Below are 22,207 nucleotides of genomic sequence, written 5' to 3'. Positions count from 1 at the left end.
CAACGAATATGGATTCCTTTGGAGCAGATCAATGGCCGCCTATCAATATGTCTACCACATGCAGGGTGTCTCAAAGACCTATCCCGGTGGCAAGAAGTGCTTTGAAAACATCCACCTGAGCTTTTTGCCCGGCGTGAAAATCGGTGTCGTCGGCGTCAACGGCGCGGGTAAATCGACGCTGATGAAGATCATGGCCGGCCTCGACACCGATTTCACCGGTGAGGCATGGGCCGCCGAGGGCGCCAAGGTCGGCTATCTGCCGCAGGAACCTCAGCTGGATGAAAGCCTCAGCGTTCGTGAAAACGTCATGCTGGGTGTCGCCGCTAAAAAAGCCAAGGTCGACCGGTTCAACGAGATCGCCATGGAGATCGCCGAGAACTACTCGGACGAGTTGATGGAGGAAATGACCACACTGCAGGACGCGATCGACGCGGAAAACCTGTGGGATCTCGACAGCCAGATCGATGTCTCGATGGAGGCGCTGCGCTGCCCGCCGGACGACGCTAACATCGCCAACCTTTCGGGTGGTGAGAAGCGCCGCGTTGCGCTCTGCAAACTGCTGCTCGAAGCGCCCGATATGCTACTGCTCGACGAACCGACCAACCACCTGGACGCTGAGACCATCGCCTGGCTGCAGCAGCACCTGATCGACTACAAAGGCACCATCCTGATCGTCACCCACGACCGCTATTTCCTGGATGACATAACCGGCTGGATTCTGGAACTCGACCGTGGCCGTGGTATTCCGTACGAAGGCAACTATTCCGCATGGCTGGAACAAAAGGCCAAACGCCTCGAACAAGAAGCGCGCGAGGACAAATCCAAGCAGAAAACCTTGCAGCGCGAGCTGGAATGGATGCGGCAAGGCCAAAAGGCTCGTCAGGCCAAGTCCAAGGCCCGGATCAACGCCTATAACGAGCTGGCCGAACAGTCCGAACGCGAAAAGCTGACCCGCGCTCAGATCGTCATCCCCAGCGGCCAGCGCCTCGGCGGCAAAGTGATCGAGGTCGAGGGTCTCGCCAAGCATATGGGCGACAAGCAACTGATCGAAGGGCTGGATTTCGCCCTGCCCCCCGGCGGCATCGTCGGCGTCATCGGCCCCAACGGCGCTGGTAAATCGACTCTGTTCAAGATGCTCACCGGTCAGGAACAGCCCGACAGCGGCACCATCACACTAGGTGACACGGTCGAACTGTCCTATGTCGACCAGTCCCGCGACGACCTCAAGGACAACGACACCGTGTGGGAGGCGATCACCGGCGGTGCCGAGATCATCCAGCTGGGCGACGCGCAGGTCAATTCCCGCGCCTATTGCTCGTCCTTCAACTTCAAGGGCGGCGATCAGCAGAAAAAGGTCTCGCTGCTATCGGGGGGTGAGCGCAATCGAGTCCACATGGCCCGCTTGCTGAAAGAGGGCGGCAACGTACTGCTGCTGGACGAACCGACCAACGACCTCGACGTCGAAACTTTGCGCGCTCTGGAAGACGCGCTGGTCGATTTCGCCGGCTGCGCAGTGGTCATATCACACGATCGTTTCTTCCTTGACCGTATATGTACCCATATCCTTGCGTTTGAAGGAGAGGCGCATGTTGAATGGTTCGAAGGCAATTTCGAGGACTACGAAGAAGACAAGAAACGTCGTCTTGGTCCGGATGCGCTTGAACCCAAACGGTTAAAGCACAAGAAATTCTCCAGATGAGCTCCAAGTGGCAAAAGCGCAGGCAAAAATGGCGTCGAAGCGTTGAGGTACGCGTCGCGAATATCCAATATGCCTTTAGCAACAACAAGATGCCGGACCATTGCATCATCGTCGCCAGCAACGGCCGATCAGGGAGTACTCTGACCTTTAATACCCTTCAGGAGTCCTTTCGTAGAAGAAGTGTCAGACGGGCGGAACAGGCTGCGTTTGTCGCCCGGCTCAAAGACGCTGACCTAAGTCCGCCCTCACTGTACAAAACGCATGACTTTCCGGATGTCCTTGCATCCAAGCCCGAAGGAGTCCGGGTAATCTTCTGTTTTGGTCCGACCAAAGACTCAGCCTTTTCTGTCTACTCCGCCAGGGAGCGTTACGGGCAAGATTGGCTGGACACGCATTTTAGCAACCTGAATGCGACGGGCGAGTTCGACGATTTATTCAACCGTGATGTCCTTCAACAAGCGCGCCAAATCAAGGAATGGGCGACATTCGTGGAGGTGCCCGTGCTGTGCGTTCGTTACGATGCAATCTGGGACCATCAGCATGAAATTGCTGAATTCACAGGATTTGCCTTCGTCCCCCCCGAGCGCATTGAACGTGCTCCCAAGAGTATTCCGGCAGAACTATTGAAAGCAGCCAACACTGTGTACGACCCTATAGATAAGGTCATTGCGGAATTACCAAAGTGTTTTGTCGCCTCCAAGGAATTTGCGCCAATCGTGGACAAACTACCGCTTCGGTGATCTCTTTCAGCGACAGCGAAACTCTATAATCTCCCTTGTCACGCTACTTCCCAAGTGCCATATCCAAAGGGCTTACGTTTTTCTATTTCGACCTACTGTCTCCGTTTCCGGCGTTCAGTCTATCGATCCAGACGACGACGCCAGGCTGCCGCAACTCCGTGGGCAGCACCAAAACAGGAGAAAACGAAATGCCCGCAGGCACCGTTAAATGGTTCAACACCACCAAAGGTTTCGGCTTCATCGCACCCGAAGAGGGTGGCAAAGACGTGTTCGTGCACATCTCGGCCGTGGAACGCTCCGGCCTGACCGGCCTGGCCGACAACCAGAAAGTCACGTACGAGCTGCGCTCGGGTCGTGACGGTCGCGAAAGCGCCGACAACATCCAGCTTGCATAAGCTTTTGAAAGGGTGGAGAAATCTCCACCCTTTCTTTTTTGGGGCAACACCCAATTCCCCAACTTCAAAACGACAGGTGTGTCCCGGCGATTACATCACAAATGGGTTACTTCTCGCCGGTGATTGACCAAATCGGTTATCATTCCGACACTATTGTCACGAGTTTCCTGTTGTATTGAAGAGAACCGCCATGTTCACACGCCGCACTTTTCTGACAGCTACTGCAGCAGCAAGTATTGCGCCAAGCGTGGCGGTAGCAAAGAAGAAAGCTGCCGAATACGATCCCACGCCGCAATTTGTCCGAATCAAGAAACAGTTTCTGCCGGGGCAGCTTCTTGTGGTGCCGCGATCCTTCTACCTCTACTACGTGACCGAGCCACGTAAAGCGATCCGATATGGTTGCGGCGTTGGAAAGGCCGGGCTCGAATTCACCGGAACGGCTACGATCGACGTCAAGAAAGAATGGCCAACCTGGCGCCCCACGGACGAGATGATCGAACGGGAACCTATCACCTATGCACGCTTTAAGGACAACGAATATGTCCAACCCGGTGGTGATGATAACCCGCTGGGGGCACGTGCCCTCTACCTGTTTCAGAATGGCGTGGATACATATTTTCGCATTCATGGCACAACCCAGCCGCAAACCATTGGACGCGCAGCGTCAAACGGCTGTATCCGGATGCTGAACTCTCATGTCATCGACCTGTACGAGCGCGTACCCATAGGAACCGTCGTCACCGTCGTCTGATCAACGCCCGGCTGAGGCAACAAGGTCCAGGACGTAAGGACCCAGATTCTCGACAATCAGGGCCACGCCTACGGCATTTGGGTGAATGCCGTCGGGCTGCATGTAACGGCGTGCCGCATCCGGGTCGCCATCGACCTCCAGCCCTGCAAAAAAACTGGGGGCGTAGCCTGTTTGGTAGAGCCCGGCCAAATCCGGGTACATCGCATCAAACGCTTCTTTGTACTCGGCGCCGTAATTCCCCGGTGCCTGCATACCGATCAACAGTACATCGACGTCCGCGGCGCCTGCCGCTTTGACGATCATCTCAAGATTTGCGCGCGAAACCGACGGATCGATACCGCGAAGCAGGTCGTTTCCGCCAAGCGCAACGATCATCCCGTCCACATCGGGCGTCAGGGTCCAGTCCACGCGTGCCGCACCGCCTGCCGTGGTATCTCCGGAAACGCCCGCATTGATCAGGCGCACATCCGCGCCCTGCGCTTTTAGCCACCGGTCCAACTGAGGCACGAATCCGTCCTGTGCCGGCAACCCATAGCCCTGGGTCAGCGAATCTCCAATTGCGGCAATCACCACCTGTTCGGCTGTGGCCGCAAAGCCGCAAAAGACAAAAAGCACCGACATCAAAGCCTTGCGCAACATCTGAACCGCTCCATATCCCAATTGACCGCCTCCGATTGGAAATGCCTATGACAACGCCTGTTCTTTCGCTTCAAAATGCCGCTTTGTCGCTGGATGGCAATGCCGGTCGGGTGAATATCCTGCATGACATCAACCTGACCGTGGCGAAAGGCGAAACGCTGGGGTTGGTTGGGCCATCCGGTTCCGGCAAATCCTCACTGCTGATGCTGATGGGTGGATTGGAGCAGGCCACAGCGGGCAAAGTCACGGCGATTGGGCACGATCTGACTGATATGGACGAAGACGCTCTGGCCCGGTTCAGGCGCAATACGATGGGAGTGGTGTTTCAGAACTTCCATTTAATCCCGACCATGACCGCACTGGAAAACGTGGCCACACCTCTGGAGTTAGCCGGGCACAAGGATGCCTTCAAAAGAGCCGAAGCAGAGTTGGACTCAGTCGGCTTGTCACACCGGCGCGATCATTATCCGGCGCAATTGTCGGGGGGTGAGCAACAGCGCGTCGCTCTGGCTCGCGCATCGGCGCCTCGCCCTCAGATTCTGCTGGCAGACGAACCGACAGGCAACCTTGACGAAAAAAATGGTGTCGCCATCGTCGATCTGTTGTTCGGCCTGCGCGACAAGCACGGCGCGACGCTGGTTCTGGTCACGCATAGCCACAGTCTGGCCCGGAAATGTGACCGTGTGGTCCGGCTTCGGGATGGGCGCATCTCAGACGACCAGCAGCAAGAGGCCGCGGAATGAGCCTGAGACTGGCCGGGCGATTGGCGCGGCGGGAATTGCGCGGCGGTCTTCGCGGTTTTCGTGTGTTCCTTGCCTGTCTCGCGCTGGGAGTAGCGGCCATCGCCGCCGTGGGGTCGGTGCGATATGCGATTCAAACAGGGTTGACCCAGGAAGGTGCATCGCTTCTGGGCGGAGATGCACAGCTGGAATTCACCTACCGCTTCGCCAATGACGAAGAACGAGCCTGGATGACACGGACTGCGGCGCGTGTGTCCGAAGTGGTCGATTTCCGTTCGATGGCAGTAACCTTTAACGGGGCGGAACCACAGCGTGCTCTGACCCAGGTGAAATCTGTGGATGAAGCCTATCCGTTGCTGGGCGAGGCAGATTTAGAGCCCGAACAACCGCTTTCCGTTGCTCTCGAGGGCGGCGAGGGCCTGCCGGGGGCCGTTATGGACCCGTCGCTGATGGATCGGCTGGACCTGACGGTCGGAAATCGCTTTTCACTCGGCACACAGGATTTCGTTCTCACGGCAGCTCTCGTCCACGAACCTGACGGGGCTGCGGACGGATTCGGGCTGGGACCGCGCACGCTGGTCCGGACCGAGGATTTGCAGGCTTCTGGCCTTTTGGCACCGGGGACGTTGTTTTCGACCAAATACCGGCTGGAGCTGCCGCCGGGTACCGATCTGGAAAAGCTGTCCACCGAAGCCAGCCAAACCTTTGACGGCACCGGCATGCGCTGGACCGACGCCCGCAATGGTGCGCCGGGGATCGCCGAATTCGTCGCGCGACTCAGCGCCTTTTTGGTGCTGGTCGGGCTGTCCGGGCTGGCAGTCGGCGGCATCGGCGTGTCGGCTGCTGTCCGCGCCTATCTGGCCCAAAAGACCGAAACCATTGCCACTCTGCGTACGCTGGGAGCGGACCGGGCGACCATATTTCAATCCTATCTGATCCAGATTGGCATCCTGTCCGGGATCGGAATCGCATTGGGCATCGCGCTGGGGGGACTATTACCCCTGTTGCTGGCCCCTCTGATCGAGACGCACCTGCCCGTGCCAGCCGTCTTCTCGATTTACCCGCGCCCCTTGGCCGAAGCTGCGCTATACGGGCTCCTCACGGCGTTTTTGTTCACGCTCTGGCCCCTCGCCCGGACCGAGGAGGTACGCGCGGCAACCCTGTTCCGCGACGCACTCTCGTCGGCCCGGGTGATCCCCCGGCGCCGCTACCTTGTGGCGACCGGCTTGGGCCTGACGCTGCTGATTGCCTCGGCAGCTTGGTTCAGCGGCTCGACCCGCCTGACCCTTTGGACCACCGGAGGACTGGCCGGCGCGCTGTTGCTGCTGTCACTGTCCGCTTTTGCGATTCGCCGGTTAGCACGTGCCAGCGCTCCTTCAGCGCGCGGACGTCCCTCTCTACGCTGGGCGTTGTCCGCCATTTCCGACCCGCGCGAAGGCGCGGTGTCGGTCGTTTTGTCGCTTGGACTGGGGCTTTCGGTTCTGGCAGCGGTCGGCCAGATCGACGGAACTCTGCGCAACGCAATATCAGGCAACCTGCCGGACGTGGCGCCTTCGTATTTCTTTGTCGATATCCAGAAAGATCAGATGCCGGGCTTCACAGATCGGCTGGAAACGGACCCCGCCGTCAGCCGGATCGAAAGCGCGCCGATGCTGCGCGGGATCATCACTCAGATCAATGGCCGCCCCGCTCGTGATGTGGCTGGCGACCATTGGGTACTGGATGGTGATCGGGGTGTGACCTATTCCGCCAGGCCACCCAAGAACACCCGCGTCACCGCTGGCAAATGGTGGTCCGAAGACTACACCGGCACACCGCAAGTCAGTTTCGCTGCGGAAGAGGCCGAAGAAATGGGCCTGAAACTCGGCGACGAACTGACCGTCAACATTCTTGGCCGCGACATCACCGCCGAGATCACATCCCTGCGCGAGGTCGATTTCTCGACGGCAGGAATGGGCTTTGTTATGTCGATGAACCCGTCCGCGCTGGCCGGAGCGCCGCACAGTTTTATCGCCACGGTCTATGCCGAGGAACAGGCCGAAGCCGCAATCCTGCGCGAACTGGCGGGGCAATTTCCCAACGTAACCGCTATCCGGGTTCGGGATGCGATCGACCGCGTGTCGGGCCTGCTGGCAGGGCTGGCGGCGGCGACGTCTTACGGGGCGGGTGTATCCTTACTGACCGGCTTTCTGGTCCTGATCGGCGCCGCAGCGGCCGGGGAACCCGCCCGCCGATACGAAGCTGCGGTCCTCAAGACGCTGGGGGCGGAAAGACGACGAATTTTGCTCAGCTTTGCCCTGCGGGCGATTCTGCTGGGCGCAGCGGCTGGGGGCGTGGCCCTGTTAACGGGAATTCTGGGCGGCTGGGCCGTGGCCACCTATATTTTCGACACGAGCTTTACCGTGATCTGGCCGTCGGCCCTTGGCATCGTTCTGGCCGGAATCGTCGTGACACTAGGCGCAGGCCTGATCTTTGCCCTGCGCCCGCTGGCCGTTCGCCCGGCCCGCATCCTGCGCGCCAGCGACTAGGCTGAACGTGCGCAGGCGACCGGTTGCAGAATCCGCAGCAACTGATCGTTGTCACACACCAGCGCATCCAAAGTGATCTCGTCAAGCGAGGCATAAAAGACCTCGGCCGCATCCTGCAGAGCCAACCGCAACCGGCAGGCATCGGTCAGGGGGCAGGTATTGTCGGCATCCGCAAAGCACTCGGCAATCGGCAAATTGCCCTCGACATGGCGAAACACTGACCCAATACGAATCTGATCCGCGGGGCGCGCCAGGGACATGCCGCCGTTGCGACCTCTTTGGGTGCTGAGGTAATTCAGCTGGCTCAGCTGATTGATGACCTGCGCCAGATGGTTTTCCGATATGTTGCACACATCAGCGATCTCAGACTTCGTTACCAGCCGATCCTGATGCGCCGCGCAGTACATCAGAAGACGCACCGCGATATTTGTCCGTTTGGTAATCCGCATATTGGCCTCCCAAATTTCAAGATGGGACCTTATTGCATGTTCAGCAAAAAAGCGGTTTGACATACATCAATCGCTTAATAGGACATGACGGCGCATGGCAGACCCTTATTTCTTTGGCTATGGCAGCCTTGTGAACCTCTCGACCCACGACTTTCCCGACCCGCGCCCGGCCCGGCTGAAGGGATGGCGGCGCGCGTGGCGGCATACCGATCTGCGCCCCGTCGCCTTTCTGACGGCAGTGCCGGACCCCGAGTCAGAGATCGAAGGCATGATAGCCCATGTCCCGAAAAACGATTGGGCGGCGCTGGATGAACGTGAATGGGCCTATGACCGCGTTTCTGCTACGCGGTCGGTGACCCATCCTCTGACGCATGAGGTCGAGATCGCAGTTTATGCCGTACCACAGGAACGTCACAACGCACCGAGCAAACGTCACCCGCTGTTGCTCAGCTATATCGATGTGGTCGTGCAAGGATACCTGCGGGCCTTCGGAGAAGATGGTGCGGATCGTTTTTTCGACACCACTGATGGGTGGTCTTCGCCGATTTTGAACGATCGGGCCGAACCGCGCTACCCGCGTCACCAGCAATTGAAACCCGCCGAAACCGAATTTGTTGACGCCCGCCTGAGCCGTATCTCTGCCCGTATCGTGCAGACGGCATAGAAAAAAGGCGGAACTACCAGACCCCGCCTTTCCAAATTCTGGTCGCCTTAATCAGCCCCGGGCACGGATCATTTGCAGCAACGGCAACAGGGTTGCCATCTCGGGTCCGCGCTCCATACCGGTCAGCGCCTTGCGCAGAGGCATGAACAGGCCTTTGCCTTTGCGACCTGTCGCCTCTTTCACTGCACTGGTCCACATGCCCCAGGTATTCCCATCGAACGGGCCCTCGGGCAGCAGCGCCATGGCTTCCGCAATGAACTCGCGATCCTCATCAGCGATCAGAGGCTCAGCCCCGTCGCGGCACAGCTCCCACCAGCCTTTGAGGTCACCCAGAGTGGTGATGTTCTCACGCGCCATCGCCCAAAACGGTTCAGCCAGATCCGCAGGTACACCGGCTTCGGTCACCGCGTCTGACACATCTGACAGCGGCAGCGACTGAAGGTGTTTCGCAGTCAGCGGGAACAGGTCCTGCACGTCAAACTTGGTCGGCGCGGCACCAAAGCGGTTGACGTCGAATCCTTCGATCAGCTCGGCCATATCCGAACGCAGCTCAACCGGGTCGGACGAACCCAAACGCGCCATCAGGCTCAGCAGCGCCATCGGCTGCACGCCCTGTTCACGCAGATCGCGCAGAGCCAGCGTGCCCAGGCGTTTAGACAGCGCTTCCCCCTGCGGGCCGGTTAGCAGCGAGTGGTGTGCGAAACGCGGGCAGGTGCCGCCCAGCGCTTCGATGATCTGGATCTGAGTTGCGGTGTTGGTCACGTGGTCCGAGCCACGCACAACATCGGTCACACCCATCTCGGTGTCATCGACCACCGAAGCAATCGTATAGAGAACCTGACCATCGCCCCGGATCAGTACCGGATCGGATACCGAAGCCGCATCAATCGAAATGTCGCCCAGAATGCCGTCGGTCCACTCGATCCGCTCGTGATCCAGCTTGAAGCGCCAGACGCCATTGCCACGCTCGACCCGCAGCGCCTCTTTCTCGGCCTCCGACAGGTTCAGCGCGGCGCGGTCATAGACCGGCGGCTTGCCCATGTTCAGCTGTTTCTTGCGCTTCAGGTCCAGCTCGGTCGGCGTCTCGAACGCCTCATAAAAACGACCCATATCACGAAGCTTATCAGCGGCCTCGGCGTAGCGGTCCAAGCGGTCCGACTGACGCTCGACCCGGTCCCAGTGCAGGCCCAGCCACTCCATATCCTGCTTGATCGCATCGACATATTCTTCTTTCGACCGTTCCGGGTCGGTGTCGTCGATGCGCAGGATGAACGTGCCACCGGCCTTGCGGGCGATCAGATAGTTCATCAGGGCAGTGCGCAGGTTGCCCACATGGATGAAACCGGTGGGCGACGGGGCGAAACGGGTGGTTGTCATTGGTGTCTCCTGTTGGCGCGGCTCTTGTCACAAAGGCGCGTTTTTGTCCAGCAGGGGTTTCAGGTCGGCTCTACTGGCCAGTAGCGGTTAAGACCTTCCAGTCCGGCATGGATCAGTTCCGAAAGAACGTCCAGATCAACATCGGCCAGCTTGTTCACATAGAGACAGGACTTGCCCAGTTTGTGCTTTCCCAGACGGGACAGGATATCCCCGAAATCCGCGTAACCGGGCATTATGTAGATCGAAAGCGCGGCTTTGCGTGGGGAAAATCCGGTTGCCAGAAAGTCCCCCTCCCGCCCGGATTTATAGCGATAGTGATAGCGGCCATAGCCGACAATCGACGGCCCCCACATCACGGGAGAAAAACCCGTCGTTTTGCGAAATACGGCGTCCAGCGCGCGCGAGTCGTCTGCTTTTCCGGGCGGCTGGACAGCCTCCAGAAAGTCTTCGACGCTTTGGTCTGTGGGCACGGTCTTGTTTCCGGATCGCGACATAAACAAAATTTAACACGTAATGTTCAACCAAACAGCCCATTTCATGCGGATAAGGGCTGGCCGGAGACCTGCGCCGACCTAACTCACCCTATGGTGTCCTGACAGGGAGAACGAAAATGACCATCAATCTGACACGCCGCGCTGCGTTGGGCGCAGCGGCGGTTTTGCCCTTTGCAACAGCCGCAGCGCCGGTACTGGCGGCCGGGCCTGATCCCAAAGCCAACTCGGCAATCGCCAGGTCCTTTACGCTGGGCGATTTCACTGTCACCACTTTGCTGGACGGCAGCTTTCCCCGAGATGGGGCGCAAGAGATTTTCGGCGGAGGTGCCTCGGATGAAGAGTTCGCCAAAGTCTCGGCGGACAATTTCATCTCACCGGACGTGGCCCAATTCTTTTTTACGCCGACTCTGGTCAATACCGGGTCCGAGCTGGTTCTGTTCGACACAGGGCTAGGACAAGGCGGCATTCAGACCGCTCTGGCGGATGCGGGGGTTGCTCCGGATCAGATCACTGTCGTCGTCATCACCCACATGCACCCCGACCATATCGGTGGCATGACCACCAATGACGCCCCGACCTTCCGAACGCCCGCTATGTCACGGCATCCCCTGAATACGATTTCTGGGCAGCCCAGGAAGCAGGCAATCGTGTCGGCGATCTGGTTGCGGCCAAGGTGACGCCTCTGGCCGAAAAAATGACCTTCGTGGAAGACGGCGGCGAGGTTACATCCGGCATCACCGCCGTAGCGGCTTATGGGCACACGCCCGGCCATACGGTTATTCATCTGGAAAGCAATGGTCAGCGTCTGGTTTTGACGGCGGATCTGGCCAATCACTACGTCTGGTCTTTTGCCCGCCCCGAATGGGAGGTCAAATTCGACATGGACAAGGCCGCGGCCACCACATCACGGCGCGACGTGCTGGGAATGCTGGCTGCCGACAGGGTGCCGATGATCGGCTATCACATGCCCTTCCCCGCCGCCGGTTTCGTGGAATCCCGTGGCGACGGGTTCCGCTTTGTCCCCGTCAGCTATCAGATGATGAGCTAGGCCCTAATACCCAGGATCCGGCCGCACCTTTGAGCCATCCGAGAAGCGGGACAGGCGAAAGGCGGCCGGATCGACGCTGGGCGTCGTGCCCGAGACCAAATCCGCCATTAATCGACCCGCCCCCGGGCCAATTCCAAAGCCGTGTCCCGAAAACCCGGTCGCAAGGAACATGCCGGGCATGTCGTCCACCTCTGAAATGACCGGAACGGCATCAGGTGTCACATCAATCATGCCCGCCCAGCTTTGCACGATCTCTGCCTGATCCAGAGCGGGAAATCCTTTGCGCGCACTGGCCCATGCTCGTCGCAGGGTTCTGGATGATGGTTCCGGGTCCAGAACGCGGCATTTTTCGAAGGGCGTCACATCTGTGGGCAACCAGGCGCGCTCCTGCCCCGCTTCGATGCTCCATCGATTCGAGAGCCGAAATCGTAATGATCGCCACTCCTGCGCGAAGGCGGGCAGGAACTGCCGCGCCAGACGGAAGCTGTCGGGCACAATATCCACGGTGTTTTCGTGGCCGGATGCAATCGTGAACCCGCCGTCCGCGCGCTTTCGAACGGCAAAATCATCGGACCAAACCGCCACTCCGGGCCCGTCCACCGATGAAGTCCGCAAGACCGTGTTCATAACTTTGAGCTGCGGCAGTTCAATCCCGGCGTTCCCGGTAAAAAGGCGCGACCATGCACCCCCGGCCAATACAACCTGATCGCATGCCACACGACCGCGTTCGGTGAACACGCCGGTGATACGGTTTCCCTCGACATCAACGCTACGCACGGCGCAGTTGGTCATCAGAACCGTGCCTCTGTCGCGCGCCGCCTCGGCGATGGCAGGGGTTGCCCATTGCGGTTCAGCCCGACCGTCCTGCGGCATGTACAAGGCGCAGTCAAACGCAAGGTGATTGTTTGGCAGCAAGGCCTCCAATTCAGGGCCTGACACGATTTTCGCGCCCGTCTGCAGCCCATCCACGTGGCGCAGCCAGCGTTCCAGATTTCCGCCGCTCCTTGCCCCTGAGGCCCCAAACAATATGCCAGCACGGGTATATCCGGTGTTACGACCAATACGCTGGTCCAGACCCTGCCAGATGTTCAGGGATTCGAGCATCAGAGGGATTTCCCGCGGATCACGCATCCCAAGGCGCACCCACCCCCAGTTTCGCGAGCTTTGTTCCCCTGCTATCCGCCCCTTTTCACACAACAGCACCGATGCGCCGCGATCGGACAGTTCCAATGCGGTCGACGTGCCAATAATGCCGCCGCCGATGACAACAACGTCCACGGATTTGGGAAGGTGAAGATCAGGTTCTACGGGGGTAGGGTTAGGGCCGGGCATCAACCGCTCTTACTTCATTGCTCGGACCGCAATGAATGCTCGAGACCAGCGCTCAGGCAACATGTCTTGCGCAGCGGGGTTCACGAATTTTGGAAGCTGTGGCTATAACGCCAAAAAACGCGACGGATATGTCGCGCCACCTGGATCAGGAAATTCGGGATTTCAGGCCGCGCCGCGCAAGTCGGCCCATTTCTGGAGGAGTGATGCCGCGAACCCAATTTCTTGCGGAGCCGCTTGTTCGTCTATTTCCTCTTGCCCGGGCAGTTCGGGAAAGACCTGTTCACTTCGCGCTGCGGCTTCGGCACCGTTTTGTTGCTCGGGTTCCTCGTCGGCCTCTTCGCGGAGAAGATCGGCAATCGCCGAATCCAGTTTGTCTTCATCCAGGACCTGACCTTCAGATTCCATGGATTTCCACTTTAAAGGCGGATGAAGTGGCTTGTCGTATCCCTCGTACATAATAACACCAAATCGTTAACTCAGACGTCCAAAACAAAATGCGCTGCACCTGGCCCCGGCACACGGGCATCAAAAAAGGTAATACAATTATGGCGCACCGCCCCACATGAGGCAACAATAAAGCCAAAATGTGGCGAAAAAATGTCATGATTTCAGGCAGTCAGTTCCAACCTGGCGATAATTCCACCCGGCAATAGCCCAAATAAGGCAACACTATCGCCATACCTGCGAAATCGTCTCCAAATAAGAAACCGCCTTAAAGGCGACGAATCCGAAACTGGTTACCCTTTGCCCCGCCAACGGTTCACAATCGGGTATCTGCGGTCCAGCCAGAATGCCCGGCCCGTCAGACGCGTTCCAGGGGCGGACTGAAACCGCTTGTACTCGCTGATGTAGATCAGATGTTCGACGTGGCGCACGGTCGCCTCATCAAAACCCGCCTCGACACAATCTGCGACCGAGCCTTCCCGATCGACCAGTATCTCCAGAATGGCATCCAGCTCCGGGTAATCCGGCAGGCTGTCACTGTCTTTCTGGTCCGCGCGCAACTCGGCACTGGGCGGCTTGTCGATAACGGAAGGGCGGATCACCTCACCCTTGGGACCCTTCATCCAGTCGCAGTGATTGGCATTACGCCAGCGGCAGGTTTCGAACACGCGCGTCTTGTACAAGTCCTTGATCGGATTATAGCCGCCATTCATGTCACCATAGATCGTTGCGTAACCTACCGCGACCTCGGATTTGTTGCCCGTGGTCAGCAGCATCTCACCAAATTTGTTCGAGATCGCCATCAACAGCACCCCACGCAGGCGAGACTGTATGTTCTCTTCCGTCAAGTCCGCATCCCGCCCGGCGAACAAGGGCGCCAGCGTATCCGTTACCGCAGCACGGCTGTCCGAGATCGGCACGTAGTCATAGTGAACGCCCAGCGCCTTGGCGACAGCCTCCGCATCATCCAGCGATCCCTGACTGGTGTATTCGGATGGCAGCATCACACAGCGGACATTCTCGGCACCGATGGCATCCACCGCAATCGCAGCCACCAGCGCGGAATCGACACCACCCGACAGTCCCAGCAGCACCTTTTTGAACCCGGTCTTGCCCATGTAATCGCGCAGGGATTGCACCATAGCGCGATAGTCCTGCTCCCATTCATCCGGTTGCGGCACGATTTCAGCGGGCAGGATACGCCAACCGTCATCTCCGCGCTCAAGATCGGCATGGACAATCGCCTCATCAAAGACAGGCATACGGAACGCCAGTTCACCACCCGGATTTAGGCCGAATGTGCCACCGTCAAAGACCTGATCGTCCTGCCCCCCCACCATATTGAGGTAGATCAGCGGCAGCCCGGTCTCGACCACGCGGGCCACCATGTGATTCAGGCGCACGTCGTATTTGTTGCGGAAATAGGGCGAGCCGTTGGGGATCAGCAGGAACTCGGCCCCGGTTTCCTCAAGGGTTTCGGCCACATCGGTGTGCCAGCTGTCCTCGCAGATCGGGCTGCCGATGCGTAAACCGCCTACCGAATATGGGCCACTCAACGGTCCGGCTTCATAAAGGCGTACTTCGTCGAACACGGTCTCGTTCGGTAAGTGATGCTTGAGCACTTTGTTGCCGATCCGGCCGCCCTTGAGGATTAGATAAGCATTGAAAAGCCTGTCACCCTCGACCCACGGGCCACCGATGGCCATTGCCGGACCATCGGCACATTGAACGGCCAGAGATTCGATCGCGTCAATCGCCGCCCGGTGGAACGCAGGTTTCATCACCAGATCCTGAGTATTGTAGCCGGTGATGAACATCTCGGGAAAGGCCACCAGATCGGCCCCAGCCTCACGGGCCTGTTCCCACGCGGCAACAGCCTTTGCAGCGTTGCCTTCGATATCCCCTACAACAGGGTTGAGTTGCGCCAGAGTGATACGGAAACGGTCGGCCATGCTGCCCTCTTGCCCACGTCGGTCTAAAAGCCATTTAGCAGATCGCCGCGCGAGTAAAAGGCGAATGCGGCAAAACACGTTGCTCTGCCCCCGGCGGTACCTTAGTTTTGCGCGAAAGAAACGAAACCGGGCAAGCAGGACCGACCATGAACGCTCTTCGCATTTCTATTGCCGCATCAGCGATGGCCTTGATCGCAGCGGGCGCTGCGGCGCAAAACGCTGAGGTTATCGAAAAGGATGATGAGTTAGGAGGCGTCTATGAAGGCACCTTTGAAAACGGTCTGCGCCACGGTAGCGGCACCTACCGCCTGCCCAACGGGTTCGAGTACGTAGGGGAATGGGCCGAGGGCGAGATTCAGGGGCAGGGCGTCGCACGTTACCCCGATGGCGCGGTTTACGAAGGGGCGTTCGCAAAAGGCCAGCCTGAAGGGCAAGGCAAGATCATCTATGCCGACGGCGGCACGTATGAAGGCGAATGGGCCGATGGGACTGTTAATGGCACAGGCGTTGCCCAATATGCCAACGGTATACGTTACGAGGGCGGTTTCCGAAACGCTCGCCACCACGGCAAAGGCGTGATGACCGATACAAGCGGCTATATATATGACGGAGACTGGGTTGACGGCGTCAGACAGGGCAACGGCAAGATCATCTCGGCGCGGGGCAGTGTTTATGAGGGGGGTATCAAAGATGGCCTGCGCCACGGTCAGGGCAGTCTGACCGAGCCTGACGGAATGACCTATGTCGGCGACTGGGTCGAAGACCGTATTACCGGCAATGGGCGGCTGTCTTACGTCAATGGCGACGTGTATGAAGGTTCCCTGGCCGACGGGCGCCGTCAGGGCAAGGGTAAGGTTATCTATGCAAACGGCGATGTATACGAAGGCGATTTTGTCGACGATTTTCGCCATGGTCAGGGCACCTACAAAGGAACCGACGGGTTTCTGTACACCGGCGAATGGACCAGTGGCCAAATCGAAGGTCTGGGCGAACTCACCTATCCCGACGGTTCGATTTATGTCGGCGATTTCAAAGCTGATCTGGCTGAGGGTAAAGGCCGGATTAACTATACAGACGGCTCAACCTATGACGGCGACTGGATTGCCGGTGTTATCGAAGGCCAGGGTGTTTCCACCTACCCCAATGGCACAGTGTACAGGGGGCAGTTCAGGAACGCGAAAAACCACGGAAAAGGTATTCTGACATTCGCCAATGGCTATAGCTATGACGGCGACTGGGTCGATGGGCTGCGGCAGGGCAAGGGCATGGCAACCTACGCCGACGGAACTGTCTATTCCGGAGATTTCCTTGCGGGCAAACGCCACGGACAAGGCGAAATCGTCATGGCCAACGGGTTCAGCTATTCCGGCCAATGGACAGACGGCAAGATTACCGGTGACGGGGTTGCAACATACCCAAGCGGCGACGTTTACGAAGGCAGCTTTGTTGACGCAAAGCGTCAGGGCAACGGCACCATGCGATATGCCAACGGTCAGGAGGAAACCGGCGTGTGGGAAAACGATGCGATTGCAACCCCGGGCCATTCCACTCCGGAACAGTCCCCCGAGGCCCCGCTCTCTGACACAGACAGTTCGGACGGCTGAGCTCGCTCCGCTACCACGGCACAGGGTTTCCCGCCCAATCAAAAAACCCCCCGGTACTTTCCGGGGTCAGCCCCTGGATTACGGTCAACAGGTTCGCAGCAGCTTCGCCGGGCTCCACGGCAGGATGGCGGCCAAGGTATTTCCAGGTAAACGCGGTTTTGACGGTACCGGGATGCAGGGCAACACAGATCGCCCTTTCATGCGTGCGCGCCAACTCGATTGCCGCCGTGTGGACGATTTGATTTACAGCCGCTTTTGCGGCGCGATAGCTGACCCAACCGCCCGACCGATTGTCTCCGATCGACCCGACCCGTGCCGACAGCACCGCGATTACCGCGCGGCGATCCCTCGGCAGCAGGCGCGCGGCATGGCTCAAAACCAGTGCGGGACCCACAGCGTTAAGGGCGAACTGGTCCATCATGGCCTGCGCCGAGATGGACCGTATTGTTTTTTCCGGCACCGCACCGTTGACCTCCAATGCACCGGAGGCAATCAGGATCAGGTCAAACGGGCCAGAAACCTCACCGAGCGCGCGCTGAACGCCGTCAGGATCGGTCAGATCAAATCCATCTGCCGATCGGGAAAAAGTGGTCACGGCAACGCCTTGCCCGGCCAGCCGCTGATAAACAGCCTGCCCGATTCCACCCGACGCGCCGATGATCAGTGCAGTTTCCATACCTGACGACCTAGCTGTTTGCGCCTCCAGATCAATAACCTGCTGAAAAGGACAACTTCTGACAAGGCCACGTTGCGAATTGGTCTTTTCATTCCAGACGGGCTCTGTATAAATTCCACCCCATGATCAACCGCGCAGATATCCGTTTTGCCGACACCGCCCTTCGCGGTGCGCCTCTGCGTGGCCTACTGATCCTAATCCGCCTCTGAGCGTGCCATCCGGCGCGCCCGCTCAGAGGAGGACGCCCGCGCGCCAAAGGCTTTAGGACAGACAAGAAAGAGAATCCCATGACTAACGTGACCGACCAAGACCGCGTCTTGATCTTTGACACCACTTTGCGTGACGGCGAACAAAGCCCCGGCGCGACCATGACCCATGAAGAAAAGCTGGAGATTGCCGAGCTGCTGGACGAAATGGGCGTCGACATCATCGAAGCCGGATTCCCCATCGCATCAGAGGGCGACTTCAAGGCAGTGGCCGAGATCGCGCAGCGGTCGAAGAACAGCCGCATCTGCGGGCTTGCGCGCGCCAATATCACCGATATTGACCGCTGCTGGGAAGCGATCCGGCATACCGACAACAACCGGATTCACACGTTCATCGGAACGTCCCCGCTGCACCGCGCCATTCCGAACCTGACCAAAGACGAGATGGCGGACAAGATCCACGCAACGGTCAGCCACGCGCGCAATCTGTGTGAAAATGTGCAGTGGTCGCCAATGGATGCGACGCGGACGGAATGGGATTACCTGTGCCGCGTGATCGAGATTGCCATCAAGGCGGGCGCGACCACGATCAACATCCCCGATACGGTGGGCTATACCGCGCCGATGGAGTCGGCAGACCTGATCAAGCGCCTGATCGAAACCGTTCCGGGCGCGGATGAGGTGGTGTTCGCCACCCATTGTCACAACGATCTGGGTATGGCGACGGCAAACTCGCTGGCCGCGGTGGTCGGCGGTGCACGTCAAATCGAATGCACCATCAATGGTCTGGGTGAGCGCGCAGGGAATACCGCGCTGGAAGAAGTTGTGATGGCTATACGCACCCGCAATGACATCATGCCCTTTCACACCGGCATCGATACGACCAAAATCATGCACCTGTCGCGCCGGGTTGCGACTGTCTCGGGTTTCAACGTCCAGTTCAACAAGGCCATCGTCGGCAAGAACGCCTTTGCCCATGAAAGCGGCATCCACCAGGACGGCATGCTGAAAAACCGCGACAATTTCGAGATCATGCGGCCTGAGGATGTCGGACTTTCCGGCACGTCGCTGCCTTTGGGCAAACACTCGGGACGAGCCGCGTTACGCGACAAGCTCAACACGTTGGGCTATGAGGTCGGGGACAACCAGCTCAAGGACATCTTTGTGCGGTTCAAGGATCTCGCCGACCGCAAGAAAGAGGTTTTTGACGACGACCTCGTCGCACTGATGACACTCGATGACGACGAAGCCAACGACCATCTGCAACTGGTGTCGATGAAAGTCACCTGTGGAACCGGCGGTCAGGCGGAATCAACGGTCGAGATAGAGGTCGACGGCAAGGACGTCATCGCCACCGAACATGGCGACGGCCCTGTTGACGCGACTTTTAAGGCGATCCGCGAAATCTATCCGAACAAGGCGCACCTGCAACTCTATCAGGTGCATGCGGTGACTGAAGGCACGGATGCACAGGCCACGGTTTCCGTACGATTGGAAGAGGACGGCATGATCGCCACCGGTCAATCAGCCAACACCGACACAGTCGTTGCTTCGGCCAAGGCCTATATCCACGCGCTGAACCGCCTGATCGTGCGGCGGGAAAAAACCGGACCCGGGGCAGACGCGCGCGAAATCAGCTACAAAGATCTGACCTAATAAATTAGGGGCCTGCACATGCGGGCCCCTTTTCTGACGAGATGGTCAGGATAACCCGGCCTTTTCAACCCCATCCACGAAATGTTGCAGATCCTCGTTCCGCGCGTAATGCAACGTCGCAACAAGGTCCTCGATCCTGATATCGGCCTGGGCAGCGTAGATGGCGTCCACGTGTTTTCGGGCCCGGGCATCATTCCCAAGCCAGGCGTGGCAGGCCGCGACAAAGGCATCCTGTACAACGTCTAAAACCGGCAGATGGGCGAAATCGTCAATCGCCTGTTCATAGTGCTTTCCACCGAACCGCGCTTTGCCGAGGTGGCTCCAGAACCGAGCCGGATGATGCGGGTTCAGACGCATTGCTTTCTGAATCCACTCCGCACCTTCGTCGGGACGGCCCGACCAGGTCAGCAACTCTCCCATCTGAACAACCACAAGATCGTAGTTCGGGTTCAGGGACAACGCTCTTTCCTGATGGTACCGCGCACGCCCGAGGTTGTTTCGCAATATCTCGACCGCTGCCATCAAACGATGAACATCCGCATCATTGTCGTCGATTGAGGCCGCTTTCAGGATCGCCTCTTCGCAGGAAGCCAGCATAGCGTCACGATCATCACACCACCCGTATCCCCAGGCCTGCCCGCGGATGCAGCCGCTCCAGGCGTGGGCATGGGCGTAGTCGGGATCCAACTCGATGGCCCGGTCGATCAGTTTCGTCGCTTCGGCATTGTCTTCGCGCGTGCTGCGGTGGTGCAGAACCTTGGCGGCCAGAACACATTCGTAGGCAGCAAAACTGGATGGCTTTCTGCGCGTCAGCCCTTCCTGCTGCGACGCTTCGATCCGCCCGGGCAGAGTGGCAACCACCGCCGAAATCACTTGGTCCTGAATGGTGAAAAAGTCGTCCAGATCCCGGTCGTATTTCTCGGCCCAAATGTGGCCGTCACTCTGACTGTCGATCAACTGAACGGTTACGCGCACCCGGTTCCCGGCTTTCCGCACGCTGCCTTCGACAATGTATTGCGCGCCCAGCTTTCTGCCGATTTCGCGGACATTCACGGCTTGCCCTTTGTAGACAAAGCAGGAGTTGCGCGAAATCACGAACAGCTCGTGCCTGCGGCTGAGCTCAGTCAGCAGGTCCTCTGTCAGCCCGTCGGCAAAAAACTCCTGCTCGGTGTCGCCGCTCATGTTTTCAAACGGCAATACGGCAATCGACGGTTTGACGACCTTAGTTGTCTCCTGCCCGGTCGCGTCCTGCTCGGGTTCGCCCGGCGGTCGGTCCAGCTCGACCCGGTAGGTATGTATGGGTTGCGACAGGTTCTTTAGCGTAAGCTCCCCCAAATCGTGAAACTGTAATTCCAGCCGGCTGGAAACCTGTTCATGGACAGCGCCGGAAATCAAAACATCGCCAGCCTGAGCCGATTGTTCCAGCCGGGCGGCAATGTTGACTCCGCTGCCAAAAATATCACCGTCTTCGAAGATAATTTCGTCAAGATTGATGCCGATGCGGAACTGAATACGTTGGTTTCGCGGTACATCTGTGTTTCGGCGCAGCATGCGGTTCTGTATTTCCGCCGCGCAGGTCACAGCATCACACGCGCTGGGGAATTCAACCAACATCCCGTCACCCGTGGTTTTGATAATCGTACCGTGGTTTTTTTCAATCGAAGGGTCGATCAATTCGATCCGATGCGTGCGCAGCCGCGCCAGTGTCCCTTGCTCATCGGTTTCCATCAAGCGGCTGTAGCCCACCATATCGGCAGCCAAAACCGTTGCGAGTCGGCGATTCATGGCGCCCCTCCTTGCAACAATTCTAAGGCCGCGCGTCATATTCCAACAAGGGATTTTGTAAACACATCCAGCGCGTGTAGACGGTCGCAGGCAATGCGCGCGATACCTGTGCTCAGGTCCGTTCCAGCCGGGCGAAAATGGCATCCAATTTCGGAGTTTCGTCGGTAAATCCAAATGGAGCATTCACGATGAACATCCCCGACCCGACCATACGGTGACCTTCGCGCACGGCCGGAAACCGAACCTCATGGCAAACAGACTTGGTAAGATTTTGTTTCTTCAGGGCATCGACCATTGGCTTGTGCCGCCCATCCGTAAGGATCGGATACCACAGGGCAATCACACCTACATTCCACTTCCGGTGTAACTTTCCGATCACGCCAGGCATCCGGTCATATTCCGACTTCACCTCATAACTCGGGTCAATCAGCACCATCCCGCGCCTGGGCGTAGGAGGCAGCAAGGAGTGGGCCAATTCGTACCCGTCTTTTCTATAAATTTTAGCTCCATAGGGTGACAGCACATTGGCCAGCGCCGCATGTTCCTGTGGATGCAGCTCGGCGAAATGCAGGCTGTCCTGGTGCCGCAACAGGCTGGCCGCGATCATCGGCGAACCAGCATAGGTTTCCGCGCCATACCGGGCCCGTACCTTTTCCAGCGCCACCGAAAGCGGATGTTCTGAATTGAACCACCCTTCTCGCTTCGCGCGTCCGATGCCAGCCGCCGCCTCACCCGTACGTACCGCTTCGGCCGCGTCCAGATGGTATAAGCCTCGCCCTGAATGCGTCTCGAGGTAGGTCAGCGGTTTATCTTTGCGCGTCAGATATTCCAACACCCATGCCAACAAAGCGTGCTTTTGCACATCAGCCAGATTCCCAGCGTGGTAAATGTGTTGATATGAGAGCATTTTGCCTTCTAAAGTCCCTGTCATAAAGGCGGAAAGGTGCTGATTGTCGCGGAATCAGCCCTTTTACCGGGCGAGATGGCACCCTATAAGACATCCGTCCCGGAACCGTCGAGTCGCGGGC

Annotated in this window: 19 protein-coding genes and 1 pseudogene; 10 read left to right on the top strand and 10 right to left on the bottom strand. The window is 58.5% G+C overall.

All coding sequences use genetic code 11. The features are described from left to right. Window positions 1-31: 31 nt before the first annotated feature. The 4 genes from ettA (at window position 32) to GOX66_RS10710 (ending at window position 3,585) form a co-directional block, all read left to right on the top strand. Entirely contained in the window at window positions 32-1,699 is a 1,668-nt protein-coding gene (gene ettA / locus GOX66_RS10725) for an energy-dependent translational throttle protein EttA (RefSeq protein ID WP_170762419.1), read from the top strand. Next, window positions 1,696-2,439, top strand: a complete 744-nt coding sequence (locus GOX66_RS10720) for a hypothetical protein (RefSeq protein WP_170762417.1) — start codon at window positions 1,696-1,698, stop codon at window positions 2,437-2,439. The genes ettA and GOX66_RS10720 overlap by 4 nt, the downstream gene beginning before the upstream one ends. A 188-nt stretch (window positions 2,440-2,627) precedes the next feature. Then, entirely contained in the window at window positions 2,628-2,834 is a 207-nt protein-coding gene (locus GOX66_RS10715) for a cold-shock protein (RefSeq protein ID WP_170762415.1), read from the top strand. 190 nt (window positions 2,835-3,024) lie between these two features. Further along, entirely contained in the window at window positions 3,025-3,585 is a 561-nt protein-coding gene (locus tag GOX66_RS10710; RefSeq protein ID WP_170762413.1) for a L,D-transpeptidase, read from the top strand. Here the strand turns inward: GOX66_RS10710 and GOX66_RS10705 are convergent, their stop codons facing one another. Further along, window positions 3,586-4,224 carry an arylesterase gene (locus tag GOX66_RS10705; protein WP_170762411.1) on the bottom strand — a complete coding sequence of 213 codons (639 nt, stop codon included), beginning with the start codon at window positions 4,222-4,224 and terminating at the stop codon, window positions 3,586-3,588. A 47-nt stretch (window positions 4,225-4,271) separates the two neighbouring features. On the opposite strand from GOX66_RS10705, the gene GOX66_RS10700 reads away from it, so the two are divergent. Further along, window positions 4,272-4,967, top strand: coding sequence for an ABC transporter ATP-binding protein (locus tag GOX66_RS10700; RefSeq protein WP_170762409.1), 696 nt, complete (start codon window positions 4,272-4,274; stop codon window positions 4,965-4,967). Beyond that, window positions 4,964-7,492 carry an ABC transporter permease gene (locus GOX66_RS10695; RefSeq protein ID WP_170762407.1) on the top strand — a complete coding sequence of 843 codons (2,529 nt, stop codon included), beginning with the start codon at window positions 4,964-4,966 and terminating at the stop codon, window positions 7,490-7,492. The genes GOX66_RS10700 and GOX66_RS10695 overlap by 4 nt, the downstream gene beginning before the upstream one ends. Here GOX66_RS10695 and GOX66_RS10690 read toward each other — a convergent pair. Further along, the gene (locus GOX66_RS10690; protein WP_170762405.1) at window positions 7,489-7,941 is read right to left on the bottom strand and encodes an RrF2 family transcriptional regulator; all 453 of its coding nucleotides are present in this window, start codon (window positions 7,939-7,941) and stop codon (window positions 7,489-7,491) included. The genes GOX66_RS10695 and GOX66_RS10690 overlap by 4 nt on opposite strands. Before the next feature lie 94 nt (window positions 7,942-8,035). Here GOX66_RS10690 and GOX66_RS10685 point away from each other — a divergent pair, with 94 nt between their 5' ends. Beyond that, window positions 8,036-8,605 (top strand): gamma-glutamylcyclotransferase family protein, encoded by a 570-nt coding sequence (locus GOX66_RS10685; RefSeq protein WP_170762403.1) that lies wholly within the window; start codon window positions 8,036-8,038, stop codon window positions 8,603-8,605. 51 nt (window positions 8,606-8,656) lie between these two features. Here GOX66_RS10685 and gltX read toward each other — a convergent pair whose 3' ends face one another. Both gltX and GOX66_RS10675 read right to left on the bottom strand, forming a co-directional pair. Further along, window positions 8,657-9,982 (bottom strand): glutamate--tRNA ligase, encoded by a 1,326-nt coding sequence (gltX, locus tag GOX66_RS10680; protein ID WP_170762401.1) that lies wholly within the window; start codon window positions 9,980-9,982, stop codon window positions 8,657-8,659. 59 nt (window positions 9,983-10,041) lie between these two features. Then, window positions 10,042-10,476: a DUF1801 domain-containing protein gene (locus GOX66_RS10675; RefSeq protein WP_170762399.1), complete on the bottom strand. Its 435-nt coding sequence runs from the start codon at window positions 10,474-10,476 to the stop codon at window positions 10,042-10,044. 116 nt (window positions 10,477-10,592) lie between these two features. Between GOX66_RS10675 and GOX66_RS10670 the strand changes: the two are divergent. Beyond that, a pseudogene (locus GOX66_RS10670) lies at window positions 10,593-11,524 on the top strand (MBL fold metallo-hydrolase). Between the two features lie 3 nt (window positions 11,525-11,527). Here the strand turns inward: GOX66_RS10670 and GOX66_RS10665 are convergent. From GOX66_RS10665 to GOX66_RS10655, 3 genes are all read right to left on the bottom strand, one after another. After that, on the bottom strand, window positions 11,528-12,856 hold the full coding sequence (locus GOX66_RS10665; protein WP_170762397.1) for an NAD(P)/FAD-dependent oxidoreductase: 1,329 nt from the start codon (window positions 12,854-12,856) through the stop codon (window positions 11,528-11,530). Window positions 12,857-13,018: 162 nt separating this feature from the next. Next, the gene (locus tag GOX66_RS10660) at window positions 13,019-13,261 is read right to left on the bottom strand and encodes a hypothetical protein (RefSeq protein WP_170762395.1); all 243 of its coding nucleotides are present in this window, start codon (window positions 13,259-13,261) and stop codon (window positions 13,019-13,021) included. A 332-nt stretch (window positions 13,262-13,593) separates the two neighbouring features. Continuing rightward, entirely contained in the window at window positions 13,594-15,252 is a 1,659-nt protein-coding gene (locus GOX66_RS10655; RefSeq protein WP_170762393.1) for an NAD+ synthase, read from the bottom strand. 146 nt (window positions 15,253-15,398) lie between these two features. Here GOX66_RS10655 and GOX66_RS10650 point away from each other — a divergent pair, with 146 nt between their 5' ends. Then, window positions 15,399-16,856: an MORN repeat-containing protein gene (locus GOX66_RS10650; protein ID WP_170762391.1), complete on the top strand. Its 1,458-nt coding sequence runs from the start codon at window positions 15,399-15,401 to the stop codon at window positions 16,854-16,856. A 10-nt stretch (window positions 16,857-16,866) separates the two neighbouring features. Here GOX66_RS10650 and GOX66_RS10645 read toward each other — a convergent pair whose 3' ends face one another. Then, entirely contained in the window at window positions 16,867-17,532 is a 666-nt protein-coding gene (locus GOX66_RS10645; RefSeq protein WP_170762389.1) for an SDR family NAD(P)-dependent oxidoreductase, read from the bottom strand. 287 nt (window positions 17,533-17,819) lie between these two features. Here GOX66_RS10645 and GOX66_RS10640 point away from each other — a divergent pair, with 287 nt between their 5' ends. Continuing rightward, window positions 17,820-19,394, top strand: a complete 1,575-nt coding sequence (locus GOX66_RS10640; protein ID WP_170762387.1) for a 2-isopropylmalate synthase — start codon at window positions 17,820-17,822, stop codon at window positions 19,392-19,394. Window positions 19,395-19,439: 45 nt separating this feature from the next. On the opposite strand, the gene GOX66_RS10635 is transcribed toward GOX66_RS10640, so the two are convergent. Together GOX66_RS10635 and GOX66_RS10630 are read right to left on the bottom strand one after the other, a co-directional pair. Further along, on the bottom strand, window positions 19,440-21,179 hold the full coding sequence (locus tag GOX66_RS10635) for an adenylate/guanylate cyclase domain-containing protein (RefSeq protein ID WP_170762385.1): 1,740 nt from the start codon (window positions 21,177-21,179) through the stop codon (window positions 19,440-19,442). Between the two features lie 112 nt (window positions 21,180-21,291). Beyond that, the gene (locus GOX66_RS10630; RefSeq protein ID WP_170762383.1) at window positions 21,292-22,086 is read right to left on the bottom strand and encodes a 23S rRNA (adenine(2030)-N(6))-methyltransferase RlmJ; all 795 of its coding nucleotides are present in this window, start codon (window positions 22,084-22,086) and stop codon (window positions 21,292-21,294) included. Window positions 22,087-22,207: the final 121 nt, after the last annotated feature.

The organism is Ruegeria lacuscaerulensis (assembly GCF_013031245.1).
GTDB classification, from domain to species: domain Bacteria; phylum Pseudomonadota; class Alphaproteobacteria; order Rhodobacterales; family Rhodobacteraceae; genus Ruegeria; species Ruegeria lacuscaerulensis_C.
The sequence above is the reverse complement of the archived record's forward strand: the minus strand, read 5'-3'. Positions and strand labels throughout refer to the sequence as shown.

Excerpts from the sequence above, each read along its gene's own strand:
- GOX66_RS10690 (WP_170762405.1), bottom strand. The coding sequence starts at position 7,941 with ATGCGGATTACCAAACGGACAAATATCGCGGTGCGTCTTCTGATGTAC.
- GOX66_RS10710 (WP_170762413.1), top strand. The coding sequence starts at position 3,025 with ATGTTCACACGCCGCACTTTTCTGACAGCTACTGCAGCAGCAAGTATT.
- GOX66_RS10645 (WP_170762389.1), bottom strand. The coding sequence starts at position 17,532 with ATGGAAACTGCACTGATCATCGGCGCGTCGGGTGGAATCGGGCAGGCT.
- GOX66_RS10630 (WP_170762383.1), bottom strand. The coding sequence starts at position 22,086 with ATGCTCTCATATCAACACATTTACCACGCTGGGAATCTGGCTGATGTG.
- gltX (WP_170762401.1), bottom strand. The coding sequence starts at position 9,982 with ATGACAACCACCCGTTTCGCCCCGTCGCCCACCGGTTTCATCCATGTG.
- GOX66_RS10660 (WP_170762395.1), bottom strand. The coding sequence starts at position 13,261 with ATGGAATCTGAAGGTCAGGTCCTGGATGAAGACAAACTGGATTCGGCG.
- GOX66_RS10705 (WP_170762411.1), bottom strand. The coding sequence starts at position 4,224 with ATGTTGCGCAAGGCTTTGATGTCGGTGCTTTTTGTCTTTTGCGGCTTT.
- GOX66_RS10655 (WP_170762393.1), bottom strand. The coding sequence starts at position 15,252 with ATGGCCGACCGTTTCCGTATCACTCTGGCGCAACTCAACCCTGTTGTA.
- GOX66_RS10685 (WP_170762403.1), top strand. The coding sequence starts at position 8,036 with ATGGCAGACCCTTATTTCTTTGGCTATGGCAGCCTTGTGAACCTCTCG.
- GOX66_RS10695 (WP_170762407.1), top strand. The coding sequence starts at position 4,964 with ATGAGCCTGAGACTGGCCGGGCGATTGGCGCGGCGGGAATTGCGCGGC.
- GOX66_RS10665 (WP_170762397.1), bottom strand. The coding sequence starts at position 12,856 with ATGCCCGGCCCTAACCCTACCCCCGTAGAACCTGATCTTCACCTTCCC.
- GOX66_RS10715 (WP_170762415.1), top strand. The coding sequence starts at position 2,628 with ATGCCCGCAGGCACCGTTAAATGGTTCAACACCACCAAAGGTTTCGGC.
- GOX66_RS10650 (WP_170762391.1), top strand. The coding sequence starts at position 15,399 with ATGAACGCTCTTCGCATTTCTATTGCCGCATCAGCGATGGCCTTGATC.
- GOX66_RS10640 (WP_170762387.1), top strand. The coding sequence starts at position 17,820 with ATGACTAACGTGACCGACCAAGACCGCGTCTTGATCTTTGACACCACT.
- GOX66_RS10635 (WP_170762385.1), bottom strand. The coding sequence starts at position 21,179 with ATGAATCGCCGACTCGCAACGGTTTTGGCTGCCGATATGGTGGGCTAC.
- GOX66_RS10720 (WP_170762417.1), top strand. The coding sequence starts at position 1,696 with ATGAGCTCCAAGTGGCAAAAGCGCAGGCAAAAATGGCGTCGAAGCGTT.
- GOX66_RS10675 (WP_170762399.1), bottom strand. The coding sequence starts at position 10,476 with ATGTCGCGATCCGGAAACAAGACCGTGCCCACAGACCAAAGCGTCGAA.
- ettA (WP_170762419.1), top strand. The coding sequence starts at position 32 with ATGGCCGCCTATCAATATGTCTACCACATGCAGGGTGTCTCAAAGACC.
- GOX66_RS10700 (WP_170762409.1), top strand. The coding sequence starts at position 4,272 with ATGACAACGCCTGTTCTTTCGCTTCAAAATGCCGCTTTGTCGCTGGAT.